Below are 17,782 nucleotides of genomic sequence, written 5' to 3'. Positions count from 1 at the left end.
AAGTAATCGGTTATAACACGTGGAGCGGTAGTTCAGTTGGTTAGAATACCGGCCTGTCACGCCGGGGGTCGCGGGTTCGAGTCCCGTCCGCTCCGCCACTATTTTAAAAAGCCGTTAGCTGCATAGCAGTTAACGGCTTTTTTCGTTTAAGTCTTCCTCATTGCATTGCATCTGCCGCTGGAAAGGCAGTCACTTCGCCTGCAGTGCTTCGCTCAAATAGTCCAACAGCATTCGAACCTTTGGTGATAAATGACGATTGTGTGGATAAATGGCCCAGATGCCATCGTCAGCTTCCTGGTAGGGTTCTAGCAGGCTAGTCAGCTTGCCGGAAGCCAGAGAAGGTTGAACGTAGTAATCCGGCAGTTGCACAATGCCGATGCCTTTCAAGGCAGCATCCAGCAGGGCCCAGCCGCTGTCACACATGATGTTGCCTTTGATTCGGACATTTTGTGGTTTTCCCATCACCTGAAATCGCCAGTAATCCAGGTTTCCCTGAAGGCAGTTATGCTTGTCCAGTTCCGAAAGAGAATGTGGGGTTCCGTGGGCAGACAGATAGGCGGGTGAGGCACATACATGCAGGGTTCTCGATGACAGTCGTTTTGCCATCATGCTGGAATCTTCGAGTTTACCCAGTCGTATTGCCAGGTCGTAACCACCCGCAACCAAATCCAGTTTCTGATTGGTCAGATTCAGCTGTACTTGAAGCTCCGGGTATCGCAGCACGAAGTTGTTAACCAGTGGAGCGATGTTTTTTTCGCCAAATGTCACAGGGGCTGTCAGCCTTAACTGACCTTTAGGCACCATCTGCAAATTGGTCATGGTGCGCTCCGCCTCTTCGAGGCCATCGAGCACTTGCCGGCATTGCTGATAGTAGATCTGTCCGGCTTCGGTCACCGAAACCCTGCGGGTGGTGCGGTAAAACAGCTTGGTTGATAGACGGGCTTCCAGGGCACTGACCTGCCGGCTAACTTGAGCGGTTGAGATGCCCAGCGCCTTCGCTGCTGCAGTAAAGCTCTCTTCCTCCGCCACTGCCACAAACTCACTTACCCCTTCCCAAATATGCATGGTCTGCTTCCCGTGCTGTCGTTTGAGCTCCTCTGGAAAGAGCTGGTTTTTCGGATTTGCTCTTCCCAATTGTTACTCACTGGTAAAGGTGAGTTTATATAATATGGGATTATCAACCAGGGCGATAGACTATAGTATGTTCTTCATGGTGGCAGAAACCTCTGCCAGAGCTGGAACATAGATCGGAGAGCCACATGACTAAAACAATCAAATCCAAAGCCGCTATCGCCTGGGGCCCGAAACAGCCACTGTCTATCGAAGAAGTGGATGTTATGCCGCCGCAGGCCGGTGAAGTGCGAATTCGCGTTATCGCCAGTGGTGTGTGCCATACCGATGCATTTACCTTGTCTGGCGAAGATCCCGAAGGCATCTTCCCGGCTATTCTGGGTCATGAGGGTGGCGGTATTGTCGAATCTATCGGCGAAGGCGTAACCAGCGTTCAGGTGGGTGATCACGTAATCCCGCTTTATACCCCTGAGTGTGGCGAGTGCAAGTTCTGCACTTCTGGTAAAACCAACCTGTGCCAGAAAATACGTGAAACTCAGGGCAAGGGTTTGATGCCAGATGGCACCACCCGTTTTTCCCTCAATGGTGAGCCGATCTACCACTACATGGGTTGCTCAACCTTTTCTGAATACACTGTACTGCCTGAGATTGCGTTGGCGAAGGTCAACAAAGAAGCACCGCTTGAAGAAGTCTGCTTGCTCGGTTGCGGTGTGACCACCGGCATGGGTGCGGTGATGAATACCGCTAAAGTAGAAGAGGGTGCCACCGTGGCTATCTTCGGTATGGGTGGCATTGGTCTGTCGGCTGTTATCGGTGCCACCATGGCGAAAGCCAGCCGCATCATTGCCATCGATATTAACGAGAGCAAGTTTGAACTGGCCCGTCAGCTCGGCGCGACCGACTGTATTAACCCTAAGGATTACGACAAGCCGATTCAGGAAGTCATTGTTGAGCTGACCGATGGCGGGGTCGACTATTCCTTCGAGTGTATTGGTAATGTGGATGTGATGCGCTCGGCTCTTGAGTGCTGTCACAAAGGATGGGGCGAATCAGTGGTCATCGGTGTTGCCGGGGCCGGTCAGGAAATCTCCACTCGTCCATTCCAGCTGGTTACCGGTCGGGTTTGGAGAGGGTCTGCATTCGGTGGCGTAAAAGGGCGTTCTGAGTTGCCCGGTATTGTTGAACGGTATATGAAGGGTGAGTTCAAGCTTAGCGATTTCATCACTCACACCATGGGTCTGGAAAAGATCAATGAAGCCTTCGATTTGATGCATGAAGGTAAGAGTATTCGTACCGTTATTCACTTTGACAAATAACGAGGAGGGTCGCCTGAGCATGGCACGGGCGACCATTTATCAGGGAGATTGCAATGAATATTGAAAATCTTAGTCGAAACAAAAGTTTCGGTGGCTGGCACAAGCAGTACAGTCACCATTCAGAAACGCTGAATTGCGATATGCGTTTCGCTATTTATTTACCGCCACAGGCTGCCAACGGCAACAAGGTTCCAGCTCTGTACTGGTTGTCTGGCTTAACCTGCACCGATGAAAACTTCATGCAGAAAGCAGCGGCTCACCAAATGGCCGCTGAATTGGGCGTTGCTATTATCGCGCCTGACACCAGTCCTCGCGGCGATGATGTGGCAGATGACGAAGCCTACGATTTGGGTAAAGGGGCAGGGTTCTATGTAAACGCCACTCAGGCACCCTGGAACCGGCACTACCGCATGTACGATTATGTGCTGAACGAATTGCCGAATCTCATCGAGTCTGTTTTCCCGGTGAGTGATAAGCGGTCAATTTTTGGTCACTCTATGGGTGGTCACGGTGCACTGGTGCTGGCGATGCGCAATCCTGGGCGTTACCAGTCCGTATCGGCCTTTAGCCCGATCAGTAATCCGATAGATTGCCCGTGGGGGAAAAAGGCATTCACAGCCTACCTGGGCGAAGATACTGCCAGCTGGGCCGAATATGATTCCAGCCTGCTGATGAAAAAGGCCTCGCAGTTCGTGCCTGCACTGGTAGATCAGGGTGAGGCAGATAACTTCCTGGTCGAGCAGCTGAAGCCGGAAGCGCTGGAAGCTGCGGCAAAGGAAAGTGGCTATCCGCTGACTCTGAATCGCCACGAAGGCTATGATCACAGCTATTACTTCATTGCCAGCTTTATTGGAGAGCACTTGCACTTCCACGCTAAGCATCTGAACAAGTAATACTAATCCCCGCGGAACTGTTTCCGGTGTTCCCCCGGGCTTATTTCAAACCAGCGGCGGTAGGCTTTGTGCAATGCCGCTGGGTTGGAAAAGCCCAGTAACCAGGCAATTTCTGACAGTGATGTTTCAGTTTCCCGAATATAGTCTCGCGCCAAATGCTTTCTGGTTTCGTCCATAAGTTCTCTGAACCCTGTGTTTTCAGAGGCAAGTTGTCGTTGTAGTGTCCATGGTGTAACTCCCAACTTCGAGGCAATGGTCTCAAGGCTTGGTGTTTCTCCTCGAAACAGAGGTGTTAGTAAACTCTTTACCCTGTCTCCCGTTGTCCATCCTCGCTGAATGTCCCGCAGTTCCGCTTCACACATTAGTAGCAGCTTCTCGTGCATTGCCGGATGCGCCTGCAGGGTTGTCTGGCTCCATATATCTTGCCGCACCGTTATGCCGTTTGAGTCTGCCCCAAACTGAACCGGGCAACGAAACCAGGATTCATAGAGTTCATCCAGGCCGGTGGATGGGTATTCTATGCAGACTTTCTCCAGCACATCCCATTGCCCGCTCACAGTTCGCAGAAACTGAGTCCAGGCGCTTAGTACTGAGTCAACAACGAAATAATTAAATGCGTTGTAGGGCTGAATGGAATAAAACTGAATGAGCCGTTTTTCGGGATCTGCGGTGGGTGTTCCACGGCTATTCCGGCTGGTCAGCAGGGAATAGCGGATAAGTGTGTGTATAGCTTTGCCGGCAGTATTGGTGCATTCAGCTGTAAGGCCCGGCAATCCCATATCTACAGGCCTGGTCAATGCGCCCATGCGCAATCCCAGTGCGGGGTTGCCGCAGGCTTGAATTGCTGCATGCCCAAGCCTCATAAAGCGGGGAATGCTGATTCGAGCCTCAGGAGACGTGAGAGTTTGTGCGTTCAGTTGAAAGTGGCGAGCAAGTTCCTGCGAGTTTACGCCTTCGGCTTCAGCAGCCCGGAGCAATACCGAAATGTGGAGCACGCTGATATCGCCGAGCGGGTTGCGGTCCGGGAAGTGCTGAGGAGTGGTCGGATTCATGTGGATTCGCCACGAGCTGTTACCTGGGGATAGTATAATGTTATTCAGGGATATTGTTGAACGCAAGCCGCATGGGTACTTTAGAGTTCATCAAGAAAGAGCAGGGCGATTAAGACCCTGCCGTGATCAATTTGAGGAGACCAGTTATGACGACCAACACAGCACCCGGCCTTGCCAAGTATCCGAACCTGCTTGCACCGCTGGATTTGGGTTTTACTACGCTGCGCAACCGCACGTTGATGGGATCCATGCACACTGGCCTGGAAGAGGCTAAAAACGGTTTCGAGCGTTTGGCTGAGTTCTATGCTGAGCGGGCTCGCGGTGGCGTTGGCCTTATTGTAACTGGCGGCATAGCTCCCAACCCGGAAGGCGCTGTCTTCCAGGGCGCCGCCAAAATGACCAATGACGATGAAGTGGAAAAGCACAAGGTTATCACCAGTGCCGTACACAAAGCGGACGGTAAAATCTGCATGCAGATTCTTCATGCCGGTCGTTACGCTTATTCCCCTGCGTTGGTTGCCCCTTCTGCTATTCAGGCTCCGATCAACCCGTTCAAGCCCAAAGAGCTTGATGAAGCCGGTATCGAGAAGCAGATTGAGGATTACGCGGTATGTGCCGAGCTTGCGCAAAAAGCGGGCTACGACGGTGTTGAGGTTATGGGTTCTGAAGGCTACTTCATCAACCAGTTTATTGTTGCTCACACCAACCACCGCACCGACCAGTGGGGTGGCAGCTATGAGAACCGCATTCGCCTGCCCATCGAAATTGTGCGCCGTGTGCGTGAGCGTGTTGGAGAAAACTTCATTCTGGTTTACCGCCTTTCCATGCTCGATCTGATTGAAGATGGCAGCACATGGGAAGAAGTGGTGCAGTTGGCCAAGGCAATCGAAAAAGCCGGCGCTACGATCATTAATACCGGTATTGGCTGGCATGAGGCCCGAGTTCCTACCATCGCCACCTCTGTCCCCCGGGGAGCGTTTACCAAGGTTACTGCGCGGCTTAAGGGCGAAGTCAGTATTCCTTTGGTTACCACAAACCGCATCAACATGCCGGATGTTGCCGAAAATATTCTGGCAGAAGGCGATGCAGACATGGTGTCTATGGCACGCCCCTTCCTGGCGGATGCCGACCTTGTACTGAAAGCTGCTGAAGACCGTGCCGAAGAAATCAACACGTGTATTGGCTGTAACCAGGCATGTCTGGATCATACCTTCAGCGGCAAGTTGACTTCGTGCCTGGTGAACCCTCGCGCCTGTCACGAAACGGAACTGACATACGTAAAGACAGCCTCGCCGAAGTCGATTGGCGTAGTCGGCGCTGGGCCGGCCGGCATGGCATTTGCATCGGTAGCAGCTGAGCGCGGACATAAGGTGACCCTGTTTGACGCTGGCAAAGAGATTGGTGGCCAGTTCAACGTGGCGAAGCTGATTCCAGGTAAAGAAGAGTTCTATGAAACCCTGCGCTACTTCCGTGTGATGTTGGAAAAGCACGGTGTTGATGTGCGGCTGGAAACCCGCGTGAGTGTTGACGACCTGAAAGCCGGTAATTTTGATGAGGTTGTGTTGGCAACGGGCGTTGAGCCGCGTACCCCGGATATTGAAGGTGTTGATCATCCGAAAGTCATTGGCTATCTGGATGCTCTGCTTGAGCGTAAGCCGGTGGGTCAGAAAGTTGCAGTTATTGGTGCTGGCGGTATCGGCTTTGACGTATCTGAATTTATCGTGCACAAGGGCACCTCAGCCGCACTGGATACTGACCACTTCATGCGCGAGTGGGGGGTGGATCTGACAGTGGAACATCGTGGGGGTGTTCAGGGTATGAAGGCTGAAGTTCCCGAGCCTGCCCGCGAAGTTTTCCTGCTGCAGCGTAAGGCGTCCAAAGTGGGTAAGAACCTGGGTAAAACCACCGGATGGATTCACAGAACGTCCCTCAAAAACCGTAAGGTTCAGATGGTGCCGGGTGTGGCTTACCGCAAGATTGATGACGAAGGCCTGCACATCACAGTCACCGCGAAGGGTGCAGAGCAGGGTGAAGACCGGGTGTTGCCGGTAGATACCATTATTTTGTGTGCCGGCCAGGAGCCGTTGCGTGAACTGCAAGGTGGACTTGAAGCGGCAGGGCTGCCAGTGCACCTGATCGGCGGATCAGATGTTGCGGCAGAACTGGATGCCAAACGAGCGATTGATCAAGGTAGCCGACTGGCCTCTCAGATCTGATCACAAAACATTGCAGTTTTTACCTTTGCATCGGAAACTCTCTGAGTAGACTTTTAGTCTGTCAGAGAGTTTTTCGATTTTGGGGAGTCTGTAATGGTATCTGCCCGCCAGGCAACGGATGATTATTCGGCGGTTTTCTTTATAGAGGGCAACGAGGTGGCTCGGCAGATGCGGGCCAGCGAGTTTGGCGCTTTTCTGGACGGCTATGTAGGGCTATCAGACCTTGCTGAAACGGATGTGAAAGCCGTTCTTGTGGAGGTTGGCGGCGACCTTCTCGTGCGTTCGCTTGTGTTTTTCCGCATCTGGTTTGATGAGGAAGGCAGAGCTGACAGCAGCTGGAATGTGCCTATTGAAGAGCTTGCGCGCAAAGGTGCAAAAGGTCCGAATATGGGAGGCGGCGCGATTCGCCTGGTCTGTCGCAGCCTTTGCCCGGACCCCCAATATGCCTCTGAGTTATGGGACCCGGATATGACGCCGGGTAACAACCATTTCCAACTAATTCGAAAAGCGGTCAAAGCCAACGCGCTTAAATTCCGCCTTGTTGAGCCCGAAGAAGAAAATATCCCTGTCCTGCGTGCCGGGGAGCAGGATTCTGCTTTGGACGATGAATCCCGCACCGGTGCTGATCGCGCGCGCCTTGCCCAACTGATCCGTGAACAACGCTTGCGTATTAAAACACTGCAAAGCGTACACCGCGACATGCTGACTGAGGTGCAGCGAGAGCATCGGCTGGAAATCAGAGCGCTAAGTAATGAGATTGGTGATCTGGAGCAGAAGTGCGAGCGCCAAAGCCTGAACAACGAACAACTGAAACAACGCCTGGCGGAACGGAATCAGCAATACCTCACCATGCAGGAGCAAATGGCTTCTGGTGGAGCCGTCAAAGAACGCGGTGATGCCAATGTGACGGCAGAACTGGTTTTGCTCCGGGAGCAGTTGGATCGTAAACAGCGGGAGCTGGAACATCGGGATGAAAAGCTGGTTGCCCTGGAGCAGGAAGTGCACGAGCTCCGGCACCGGGAGCCCATGGAAAACACCGTATTGAGGCACCTCAAGACCGAGTTGGTTTTTCTGGTGGCTTACCACCCCGGTGTCGGCCACCTGACCCTGCCTTATGATCAAATTGAAACCTACTTTAGTAATCCCACTGCCTATGCTGCGGAACGTTGTGGCATGAATGAGCCTGCATACCTGCAATGGCTTGCGCACTACGAGAACCCGGTTTGTCAGCAGGCAAGTGAGAGTGAAGCACCCTGTGGTGAGCCGCTGTTACGGGTCAGCCAGCCCGGGGAGTTCCGGCCCGGGGTTGACGACCGCTGCGAGCAGCACCAGCCCTGAAAGTAAACGGCAACCGGAAGGGTGCCGCAGAACTATTTTCAGTATCGGGGTGACTTTCGTTAGACTGTAGGTCAGATTGATATGGGCATCAGCGGGCTTGTCTGCTTTCGCCATATTTTGACATCACAGGAAGCTTCATGGATCAATTCAGAAACATAGGCGTTATCGGCCGGATGGGCAGCGTTAAGGTGGTTGAGTCACTGCGCCAGCTTAAACAGTATCTGGTTGCCAATCATTACCACGTAATCCTTGAGGAAGACACTGCCAGCATGTTGCCTGGCCACGGCTTGCAGGTCGCCAGCAAAAAGCTTCTTGGCGAGATTTGTGATCTGGTTATTGTCGTAGGTGGCGATGGAAGCCTGTTGGGCGCAGCCCGGGAACTGGCTAAATCCAAGATTCCTCTGCTTGGTGTGAATCGCGGGCGCTTGGGCTTCTTGACGGATATTTCGCCCGTTGACCTGGAAGAGCGTCTGGGTAAGGTGCTTGAAGGCGAGTACATTGAGGAAACCCGGTTTCTTCTTGATGGCAATGTAGAGCGCAATGGTCAGCCGCTGGGTTTTGGGACGGCACTAAACGATGTTGTGCTACACCCGGGCAAATCCACCCGTATGATCGGCTTTGATTTGTATATTGATGGGCATTTTGTTTACAGCCAGCGGTCGGACGGCCTGATTGTGTCTACCCCCACAGGGTCTACGGCTTATTCACTCTCAGCCGGTGGGCCGATAATGCATCCGAAGCTGGATGCCATTGTACTGGTGCCCATGTTCCCTCATACCCTTAGCAGTCGCCCGATTGTGGTAGATGGTAAGAGTGAGATCAAACTGGTTGTTGGGGAAACCAACGAAACCTATCCGCAGATCAGTTTTGATGGTCAGATGAACATTGCCTGCGCGCCAGGGGATATCATCCGCATCGCCAAAAAGCCTTTCAAAATTCGACTGATTCACCCTACAGACCATAATTTCTATGCCACCTGCCGCGATAAGCTTGGCTGGGCAAGTGAAATAGCAGCGAGTTGATCATGGCTGGAATTAAGCATACTGCAAGTCGCGGGTACGACATTATTGGCGATATTCACGGCTGCGCGAATACGCTTGCGATGTTGCTTGAGCAGATGGGATACAGCAAGGTGAATGGTGTATATCAGCATCGCCGCCGGCAAGCAGTGTTCATTGGTGACATTATTGATCGTGGCCCGAGAATTCGTGAAGCCCTGCACCTGGTAAGGAACATGGTTGAGCGTGGCTCTGCGCGCATTGTGATGGGAAACCATGAGTACAACGCTCTGGGCTACTGTACACGGGCGCGGGCTGGCAGTGGTAAAACATGGTTGCGGGAACATAACCCGCGGCACGACCGCCTGATTCGGGAAACCCTGGAGCAGTTTGAAGCCTACCCTCATGAGTGGAATGACTTTCTCGAGTGGTTTTACACCATTCCCTTGTTTATCGAGGAGGAGGATTTCCGTGCGGTTCACGCCTGCTGGGATGATGAGCTCATTCAGAAGTTCAAACAGGTTCAAGGTGGCGCCTGCATCGATGAGGATTTTCTGCACGCTTCTGCAGCAATTGAATCGTTTGCAGGGCAGGTTATGGATACCTTGTTGCGGGGTACAGATTTACGCCTGCCGCAAGGCATGAAAATAACCGGGCGGGATGGTTACGTTCGAGAGTTTTTCCGCACCAAATTCTGGGCCGATAATCCCCACACATATGCCGATGTGGTTTTCCAGCCAGACCCCTTGCCGCCGGAGGTGGCGGGCCGGGTTCTGAGTGAAGACGAGCGCAAGCAACTGATCAGCTACCCATTGGATGCACCGCCGGTGTTCGTCGGTCACTATTGGATGGACAGTGAGCCGGCGCCGCTCAAATCCAATGTCGCCTGCATTGATTTCAGTGCTGTGAAATACGGCAGGCTGGTGGCTTACCGGATGGACGGCGAGCGAGAACTCTCCCCCGACAAGTTTGTCTGGGTGAATGTGGCTCGGGATCATAAGGATTCCCCGGACTACCCCACCAGCGAAGACAGCGTTGCCCGCTAATGCGGCGGTGCGAGCTGTTGGCCTGATTACCCCGCGAGGAAAGGTAGATTGTGTACCGAGTAAAGCAGTTAGATGCCAGTTTAGACCTTGGCGGGTTCAGCCAGTGGCTAAGGAGCCAGGGAGTTCCCCACAGAATCAGTGAAGAAGGTGGTTTCCAGGTGTTGTGGCTGGAGCATCCAGAGCACGCCGAGCCGGTTCTCGAAGCTCTGGAACGATTCCTCGCCGAGCCGGATATCCGTCAGGCTGTTGAGCGCCAGAATCATTCGCCTGTGTTTGTGGCAGGGCGGTGGCAGCCGTCCCCCCGCCATGCGCCTTTGGTGCTTGGTATCATTGTGCTGGGTGTGTTGATGGCCTGGCTTACCAGCCTGGGCAGTAATCAGCTCACTGCCAGCTTGTTAATTGTAGACCCGCGGGCCTACGACTGGGGCACCATGGCTGAGCGTCTCGATGCCTTGTCGGCAACCCTTGCCAGTGGTCAGGTCTGGAGGCTATTCACTCCTGACTTCCTGCATTTCAGCTGGACTCACATTATTTTCAATTCCGTAATGCTGTGGTTTCTGGGAAGCCAGGTGGAGTGGTTTGATGGCCGTGGCCGGCTGGTTTTGATTTTTATTGTCACCAGTTTGTTGTCCAACGGGTTGCAGTACGTGGTGTCCGGGCCGTTCTTTGGCGGCCTTTCCGGGGTCGTGTATGGCATTCTGGGATACTGCTGGTTGAGTCAGAGAGCGCTGCCCAGATTCCAGTTCCCGTCTGCACTGGTAACCTTTGCCGTGGTGTGGATGGTGATCGGGTTTACCCCTTTACCGGAAATGCTGGGCTTGGGGCGCATGGCAAACGAAGCGCATTTGGGAGGGTTCGTCGCTGGCTTGGCCCTGGCTGCCATTCTGCCTGCTCGCAACAATCGGAAAGCATAAAAAAACCCCACCAGAGGTGGGGTATAAAAGAAGCAGAATATGCCTCTGATGAGAGAGACCAAATGATACGACCGTCGTCATTTGGTGGGGCAATGATAATCATTATCGTTTGCATCTGTCAAACGATTACTCGACTTTTTCATGAAGGTTTTTTCAGGAGAACCGGATGACTTACGAAGAACTTATTGAGCGGCTCGATCCCAACGTTTATCAAAACCTGAAGCAGTCTATTGAGCTGGGAAAGTGGCCGGATGGTCGCAAGCTAACCCCGAAACAGCGAGAGATAAGCTTGGAAGCCGTCATCTACTACGAAAATCTGCATAACATCCCTGAGCAGGAGCGTGTGGGATATCTTGATCGTGGAGCCAAAGCCGGCACTGCATGTGACCCTTCAGTGCGTCGCAATCAGCCAGGCGGGAACAACGTCGATCCCAATCAGTTTGTTGAGATCAAGTCTTGAGTGATCTTACGGATGTAACCGGGCGACTCAGAAAAATGCCCGCAGAAGCTGGCGACCCTGTGTCCTATATTCTCGCGATCGGCGATGCCCGGGTGGCAATGAATGAACTTATAGGCAAACCCTTGCGCTTCGACTATGACGGTCTCATACGTTGCATTAACTGCGACCGAACCACCAAAAAGAGCTTTAATCAGGGGTTTTGCTACCCCTGTTTCCGAAAGTTGGCGGCGTGCGACAGTTGCATTATGAGTCCTGAGAAGTGCCATTATCATCTGGGCACCTGTCGTGAGCCAGAATGGGGTGAAACCCATTGCATGATTGAGCATGTGGTGTACCTGGCCAACTCATCAGGCCTTAAAGTCGGCATAACCCGTGGCTCCCAGGTGCCAACACGCTGGATTGATCAGGGGGCGGTGGATGCAATTCCCATGCTGAGGGTGGCTACCCGGTATCTTTCGGGCCTTGTTGAAGTGGCTTGCAAGGAGCATGTGGCCGATCGCACGAACTGGCGTGCCATGCTCAGGGGGGATGTTACGGAGCTGGACCTTGTGCAAGAACGAGAGCGGATACTGGCATTGATTGCCGGCGATCTTGCCGCGCTGCGTGAAGAGCACGGACAGGACTCCATTCGCGAGGTGGGCGAGCAGGGGCTCGAGCTCAGTTACCCCGTGCAGACCTGGCCCGAAAAAATCAAGACTCATAACCTGGATAAAACACCGGAAGTGGAGGGGGTTCTTGAAGGCATCAAAGGCCAATACCTGATTCTCGACACCGGGGTGATCAATATTCGCAAGTTCACCGGTTATGAAGTCCGTTTCCGGGTAATGGGTTCTTAAGATACCTGCTGCCCGCCCTATCTGATATTGCCTGATCGGCCCCGTATGGGCCGCTCAGGCTGGAAATCTGGAGACTATCAATGCGCACCAATCAGCCAACAACCATCCGCCTGAGCGAATACAAGGTGCCTGCGCACCTGGTAGATGCCGTCGACCTTCGCTTTGAGCTCTTTGACAATGGTGCAAGGGTGCACAGCACTTTAACGGTGCGCCGGAATCCGGAGTCCGCTGAGGAGTTTGCGCCCCTGGAGTTGGATGGCGATAGCCTCAAACTGGAACAGGTTATTTTGGATGGCCGGGAGTTGATGGCAGGTAATGACTATGATGAAACCGGTGCACAACTTGTTATAGCCAGGGTGCCCGCCCAGTTTGAATTAACAGTCGTAACCTGGATTGAGCCGCAGAACAACACCCGTCTTGAAGGGTTGTACAAATCTTCAGGAATGTTTTGCACCCAATGTGAAGCCGAGGGTTTCCGCTGCATTACCTATTTCCCGGATCGTCCCGATGTGATGGCGCGATACCGCACCCGTATTGAGGCAGACAAGGCGAGTTGCCCGGTGTTGCTGTCCAACGGCAATGACGTGGACAGAGGTGATCTCGAAGGTGGTCGCCATTTCGTAACCTGGGAAGATCCATTTCCCAAGCCGAGCTACCTGTTTGCTCTGGTGGCCGGCGATCTGGTGGAAAAACAGGATACCTTTACAACCTGTTCCGGCCGGGAAATCGATTTGCGCATATTTGTCGAGCCACGTAATGCTGCCAAGTGCCAGCATGCCATGGACTCACTCAAGCGATCCATGCGATGGGATGAAGAGGTGTATGGTCGCGAGTACGACCTGGATATCTTCATGATTGTTGCCGTCGATGACTTCAATATGGGAGCCATGGAGAACAAGGGTCTGAATATTTTTAACTCGTCCTGCGTCTTGGCAAGCCAGGAAACCGCAACCGACCTTGCGTTTCAGCGCATTGAATCCATTGTTGCCCATGAGTACTTCCATAACTGGTCTGGTAACAGGGTAACCTGCCGTGACTGGTTTCAGTTGAGCCTGAAGGAGGGGTTCACAGTATTCCGGGATTCTACCTTCTCTGCCGACATGGGCTCGCCAACGGTAAAGCGCATTGAAGACGTAACCCTGCTGCGCACGGCTCAGTTTGCCGAAGATGCTGGCCCGATGGCACATCCAGTGCGGCCGGCTTCGTACATGGAAATAAGTAACTTCTATACCCTGACCATTTATGAAAAGGGTGCGGAGGTGGTACGCATGATTCATACCCTGCTGGGGCCAGAGCTTTTCCGCAAGGGCAGTGATCTGTATTTCGAGCGCCATGATGGGCAGGCGGTCACCACCGATGATTTTGTGAAGGCGATGGAAGACGCATCCGGTCGGGATCTTACCCAGTTCCGCTTGTGGTACGACCAGGCGGGGACACCAGTGCTAACGGTGTCAGACGTCTATGATTCCGAGCGCGGTGTGTACAGTCTCAAGATACAGCAGGCAATTCCTGATACGCCAGGGCAGACGAACAAGAAACCACAGCATATTCCTTTCGCTTTGGGCCTGCTGGGCGCGGAGGGGGAGGCTTTGCCTCTAAGGCTGGTGAGTACAGAAGATGCGGCGAGTGCGCCAACCGAACGGGTTCTTGAGCTAACAAAGGCAAGCCACACGTTTGAGTTTCATGGTCTGACGCAGAAGCCCGTGCCTTCGTTGCTTCGCCATTTTTCCGCGCCTGTGCGGCTGGTCTACCCATGGAGCCGAGAGCAGCTTGTATTTTTGATGAGCCATGATCCGGATGGCTTCAATCGTTGGGATGCCGGTCAGCGGCTTGCTGTTGATGTAATCCAGTCACTGGTGGATTCCTCCGGGACTGTTGATATTGATTCTCGTCTGGTGGAGGCATACCGAACCTTGCTGGCAGACAGGACGCTGGATCAGGCGCTGGTGGCAAAAATGCTCCATCTGCCTTCTGAGGCCTATCTGATTGAGCTGGCGGATAGCCCGGATGTGGCGGCAATTCACCGGACGCGCGAACAGGTGCTGAGCCATCTTGCAACCTCTCTCAGGGATGAGTTGGTCGCCTGCTATCACCGTAATATGGATGACGGAGAGTACGAGGTAACACCTGAATCCGTCGCTCGTCGAAGCCTGAAGAATACGGCGCTCGCCTGGTTGCTGATGATCAACGACAATACCGGGCGCGATCTGGCTCTTCAGCAACTCCGCGAGGCCGATAACATGACCGATCGTATGGGTGCACTGAGAGCGTTGGTTAACTCGGATTATGCAGAGGAAAGAAGCCAGGCCCTGGCAGATTTCTACGAGCACTTCCAGAGCGATCCCCAGGTTGTGGAGCAGTGGTTCTCCGTGCAGGCATCCAGCGACAGGGCTGGTCAGTTACCGCAGATCCAGGCACTTCTGAAACATCCAGCCTTTGACTGGAAAAACCCCAACAAGATACGTTCCGTTATTGGGGTGTTTGCAGGTCAGAATCTTGCGGCCTTCCATAATCCCGACGGGTCAGGCTATTCATTCCTTGCTGATCAGGTGTGTCGACTTGACGACAGCAATCCCCAGATTGCGGCACGGCTGGTTGCACCGTTGACGCGCTGGAAGAAGTTTGCACCTGCCTACAGCGCACTTATGCGTACTGCACTTGAACGGATTCGCAACAAGGCAGAGCTTTCGGCAGATCTTTATGAGGTTGTGCACAAAAGCCTTGAAGCCTGAGGTTTGGCTGGGGAAGGGGGCTGGCTGTGATTGATCGCACTTGATTACAGCCAGATACAAAATCGCACTTTCGATCGATAGACAACCTTGACGAATCGGCTAATCTGGTGGAAAGCCTGCCTTTCCATCAGGCAATAATAAAAAAGCCTTCCCATGGGCTTCCAGTTGAATTCAGGGCAATATATGAATCATAAAAAGAGTGCGATACTCGGGGGCTTGCTCGCCCTCACGATAGCATCATCCCCCTCTTGGGCTGCAGTTTCCTCCAGCGAAGCTTCCCGTCTCGGCAAGGACCTTACACCGTTTGGCTCCATCAAGGCTGGCAATGAATCCGGCACTATTCCGGAATGGACCGGCGGACTGACAGTGCCTCCGGCTGGCTATAAGGGGTCGGGGCAGCACCATATTGACCCCTTCCCGAACGACGAAGTGCTATTCACCATCAACGCGTCCAATAAAGATCAGTATGCAGAGCATCTGACGGACGGTGTTATGGCAATGTTTGAAACTTACCCGACAAGCTTCCGCATACCGGTCTACAAATCCCGTCGTACCCATGCAGTACCTGAGTGGGTGGCAGAGAACACCCGCGAGAATGCGGTGCAGGCGGAGATTGTTGGTAAGGGTGAAGGCCTGAAAGGTGCCTATGGCGGCTATCCGTTCCCCATTTTGAGTGGCAATGACGAGCAAAAAGCCTGGCAGGTTATCTGGAATCACCTGACCCGCTGGCGCGGAATTTCAGGCACGCGTCGCTCCAGTGAAGTTGCGGTCCAGAGCAATGGTGATTATTCGCTCGTGACCTCTCAGCAGGAAGCATTTTTCAACTTCTATAACCCTGAGGCGGATGAAAGTGAACTGGATAATATCATTTTCTACTACATCTCTTTCACTCAGTCTCCGCCCCGCCTCGCGGGCAGCGCCATCCTTATTCATGAAACCCTGAACCAGATCATCAGCCCGCGGAATGGTTGGGGTTATAACGCTGGGCAGCGCCGTGTAAGACGAGCTCCGAACCTGGGTTATGACTCTCCGATTGCATCGGCGGACAACCTTCGCACGGCGGATGACTCGGATATTTTTAACGGTGCTCTTGATCGTTATGACTGGACCTATGAAGGTTTGAAAGAAGTCTATGTTCCTTATAACAACTACCGTATTGGTGAAAAGGGTACCCGTTATTCGGAAATACTGGGTATGTCGCACATAAACCCGGACCTTACGCGCTGGGAGTTGCATCGTGTGCACGTGGTTGAGGCGACCCTGAAAAAAGGAGCGCGCCATATTTACGGAAAGCGTCGCTTTTACGTAGATGAGGACAGCTGGAACACCATACTACTGGACCAGTACGACGGTCGCGGCGAGTTGTGGCGCGTAACTATGGGTATCGCAAAAAATTATTATGAACTTCCAGGTGTGTGGACGGTTCTGGACGTCTATCATGATTTACAGGCCCGTCGTTATCATGTGCTTGGTCTGGATACGGAAGAACCCAATACTCGGGTCTTGACCGATGATATTCCGAACAAGCGTTACTATTCTCCGGCCTCCCTGCGCCGTCGGAGTGTTCGCTAAGGCGCGTGCTCAATTTATCAGTAGCGGGCTAAAACCGTAGTCTCCATGTTTGAGTCTGCGGGACAACATGCCGGTAACCCCAGGTGCCGGCATGTTTGCCGTTAATTGCCGGAGCTACCGGCCAGAGACTTACAGTTAAAAACAACACAATAGGCAATTTGAATGGCTAAAAGGTTGATGTGCAAGACGCTGGGGGCAGCCTGCCTCGGGCTTTCCATGGTTTGGACCGCGCCAGCCGCATTTGCGATTGCGGATCTCATTGAAACTCCGGCCCGCCAAACTGATCTGGCACCCACGAAACTCCTCAATGACGCCGCGCGCGCAGGCGATCGCATAGTTGCAGTGGGGGAGCGGGGACACATCATATACTCGGATGATGACGGGCAAACCTGGGTGCAGGGCAGTGTGCCCGTGTCCGTTACCTTGACCGCTGTGGATTTCGGTACCGAGACACACGGCTGGGCCGTTGGTCATAGCGGCGTAGTGCTTCATACCGAAGATGCCGGAGAGAACTGGAGCCTTCAGCTAACCGGAACCGATGCCTCCAAACTGGCTATTGAAAGTAAGGAAGAGCAGGTCGCGGCCATGGAAGAGCGCATTGAAGAGGCGCCTGAATCCGAAAAGGCCGATCTTGAGTGGGCAATGGATGACCTGGTGTTTGTTATAGAAAACATGCAGTCAGACCTGGATATCGGCCCGGTAAACCCATTGCTCGGCGTATGGTTTGAGGATGACCAGCACGGCTTTGTCATAGGCGCCTATGGCATGATCCTGCGCACAGAAGATGGCGGTCGTACCTGGAGCGACTGGGCATCGCAGATCCAGAATGCCCAGAACTTCCACCTCAATGGCATGGCTCGTATTACCGGCGGAGCGCTTGTTATTGTTGGAGAGGCTGGGCAAATCCACGTTTCTGTCGATGGTGGAGACACCTGGGAGCGGCGCGAGAGTCCGTATGAGGGCTCGCTGTTTGGAGTGATAGGAACCGGTCAGGTTAACGAGCTTCTGGCCTTTGGCCTGCGTGGCAACATGCTCTTTTCAGCCGATCTGGGAAAAACTTGGCGCATGGTGCCTAACAGTGCAGGTGCTACGCTTAATGATGGTTCAGTGGCTGATGACGGCCGGATAACTCTGGTTGGAAATGGTGGCACGGTGCTTATGAGCACCAATGGCGCAGAGTCATTTCGTGAGCACTTCCGGAATGATCGCGCAGGCATTATGAGTGTTGTTCCGGTATCTGGAACCAATCTTCTTGTTGTGGGTGAAAGCGGCGTGAAAATTACTGACGCGCGCGGAAAGAACCTTCAATAACGCCCTGATGTGGCAACAACTGAAAAA

The 17,782-nt window shown here is 53.3% G+C and carries 14 protein-coding genes and 1 tRNA gene; 13 read left to right on the top strand and 2 right to left on the bottom strand.

Annotated elements, in window-relative coordinates:
• Positions 1-21 precede the first annotated feature (21 nt).
• Positions 22-98: transfer RNA gene (locus tag RKA07_RS16060), tRNA-Asp, on the top strand.
• A 91-nt stretch (positions 99-189) separates the two neighbouring features.
• Here the strand turns inward: RKA07_RS16060 and RKA07_RS16055 are convergent.
• A complete protein-coding gene (locus tag RKA07_RS16055; protein WP_200203720.1) occupies positions 190-1,065 on the bottom strand; it encodes a LysR family transcriptional regulator in 876 nt (291 codons plus the stop codon).
• 194 nt (positions 1,066-1,259) lie between these two features.
• Between RKA07_RS16055 and RKA07_RS16050 the strand changes: the two genes are divergently transcribed.
• Entirely contained in the window at positions 1,260-2,387 is a 1,128-nt protein-coding gene (locus RKA07_RS16050) for an S-(hydroxymethyl)glutathione dehydrogenase/class III alcohol dehydrogenase (RefSeq protein ID WP_227714795.1), read from the top strand.
• A 53-nt stretch (positions 2,388-2,440) separates the two neighbouring features.
• Positions 2,441-3,280 (top strand): S-formylglutathione hydrolase, encoded by an 840-nt coding sequence (gene fghA, locus RKA07_RS16045; protein WP_310966801.1) that lies wholly within the window; start codon positions 2,441-2,443, stop codon positions 3,278-3,280.
• A 2-nt stretch (positions 3,281-3,282) separates the two neighbouring features.
• Here the strand turns inward: fghA and RKA07_RS16040 are convergent, their stop codons facing one another.
• Positions 3,283-4,332, bottom strand: a complete 1,050-nt coding sequence (locus RKA07_RS16040) for an AraC family transcriptional regulator (RefSeq protein WP_200370021.1) — start codon at positions 4,330-4,332, stop codon at positions 3,283-3,285.
• A 146-nt stretch (positions 4,333-4,478) separates the two neighbouring features.
• On the opposite strand from RKA07_RS16040, the gene RKA07_RS16035 reads away from it, so the two are divergent.
• The 10 genes from RKA07_RS16035 (at position 4,479) to RKA07_RS15990 (ending at position 17,755) form a co-directional block, all read left to right on the top strand.
• Complete coding sequence (locus RKA07_RS16035; RefSeq protein ID WP_310966800.1) at positions 4,479-6,548, top strand: NADPH-dependent 2,4-dienoyl-CoA reductase; 2,070 nt, start codon at positions 4,479-4,481, stop codon at positions 6,546-6,548.
• Between the two features lie 93 nt (positions 6,549-6,641).
• Positions 6,642-7,886 (top strand): DNA repair protein, encoded by a 1,245-nt coding sequence (locus RKA07_RS16030; RefSeq protein WP_200370019.1) that lies wholly within the window; start codon positions 6,642-6,644, stop codon positions 7,884-7,886.
• A 137-nt stretch (positions 7,887-8,023) separates the two neighbouring features.
• Entirely contained in the window at positions 8,024-8,908 is an 885-nt protein-coding gene (locus RKA07_RS16025; protein WP_200370018.1) for an NAD(+) kinase, read from the top strand.
• A 2-nt stretch (positions 8,909-8,910) separates the two neighbouring features.
• Positions 8,911-9,930 (top strand): metallophosphoesterase, encoded by a 1,020-nt coding sequence (locus RKA07_RS16020; RefSeq protein WP_310966799.1) that lies wholly within the window; start codon positions 8,911-8,913, stop codon positions 9,928-9,930.
• Between the two features lie 50 nt (positions 9,931-9,980).
• Entirely contained in the window at positions 9,981-10,844 is an 864-nt protein-coding gene (locus RKA07_RS16015) for a rhomboid family intramembrane serine protease (protein WP_310966798.1), read from the top strand.
• Between the two features lie 166 nt (positions 10,845-11,010).
• A complete protein-coding gene (locus RKA07_RS16010) occupies positions 11,011-11,304 on the top strand; it encodes a YeaC family protein (RefSeq protein ID WP_310966797.1) in 294 nt (97 codons plus the stop codon).
• A 35-nt stretch (positions 11,305-11,339) separates the two neighbouring features.
• Positions 11,340-12,140, top strand: a complete 801-nt coding sequence (locus RKA07_RS16005; protein WP_227714830.1) for a DUF2797 domain-containing protein — start codon at positions 11,340-11,342, stop codon at positions 12,138-12,140.
• 80 nt (positions 12,141-12,220) lie between these two features.
• The gene (pepN, locus tag RKA07_RS16000) at positions 12,221-14,872 is read left to right on the top strand and encodes an aminopeptidase N (RefSeq protein ID WP_310966796.1); all 2,652 of its coding nucleotides are present in this window, start codon (positions 12,221-12,223) and stop codon (positions 14,870-14,872) included.
• A 183-nt stretch (positions 14,873-15,055) separates the two neighbouring features.
• Positions 15,056-16,444 (top strand): DUF1329 domain-containing protein, encoded by a 1,389-nt coding sequence (locus RKA07_RS15995; protein WP_200203752.1) that lies wholly within the window; start codon positions 15,056-15,058, stop codon positions 16,442-16,444.
• A gap of 162 nt (positions 16,445-16,606) precedes the next feature.
• Positions 16,607-17,755, top strand: coding sequence for a WD40/YVTN/BNR-like repeat-containing protein (locus RKA07_RS15990; RefSeq protein WP_227714794.1), 1,149 nt, complete (start codon positions 16,607-16,609; stop codon positions 17,753-17,755).
• Positions 17,756-17,782 lie beyond the last annotated feature (27 nt).

It is taken from the genome of Marinobacter xiaoshiensis (assembly GCF_031631795.1).
In the GTDB taxonomy this organism is placed as follows: Bacteria; Pseudomonadota; Gammaproteobacteria; order Pseudomonadales; family Oleiphilaceae; genus Marinobacter; species Marinobacter xiaoshiensis.
This window is presented reverse-complemented; position numbering and strand designations above follow the sequence as displayed.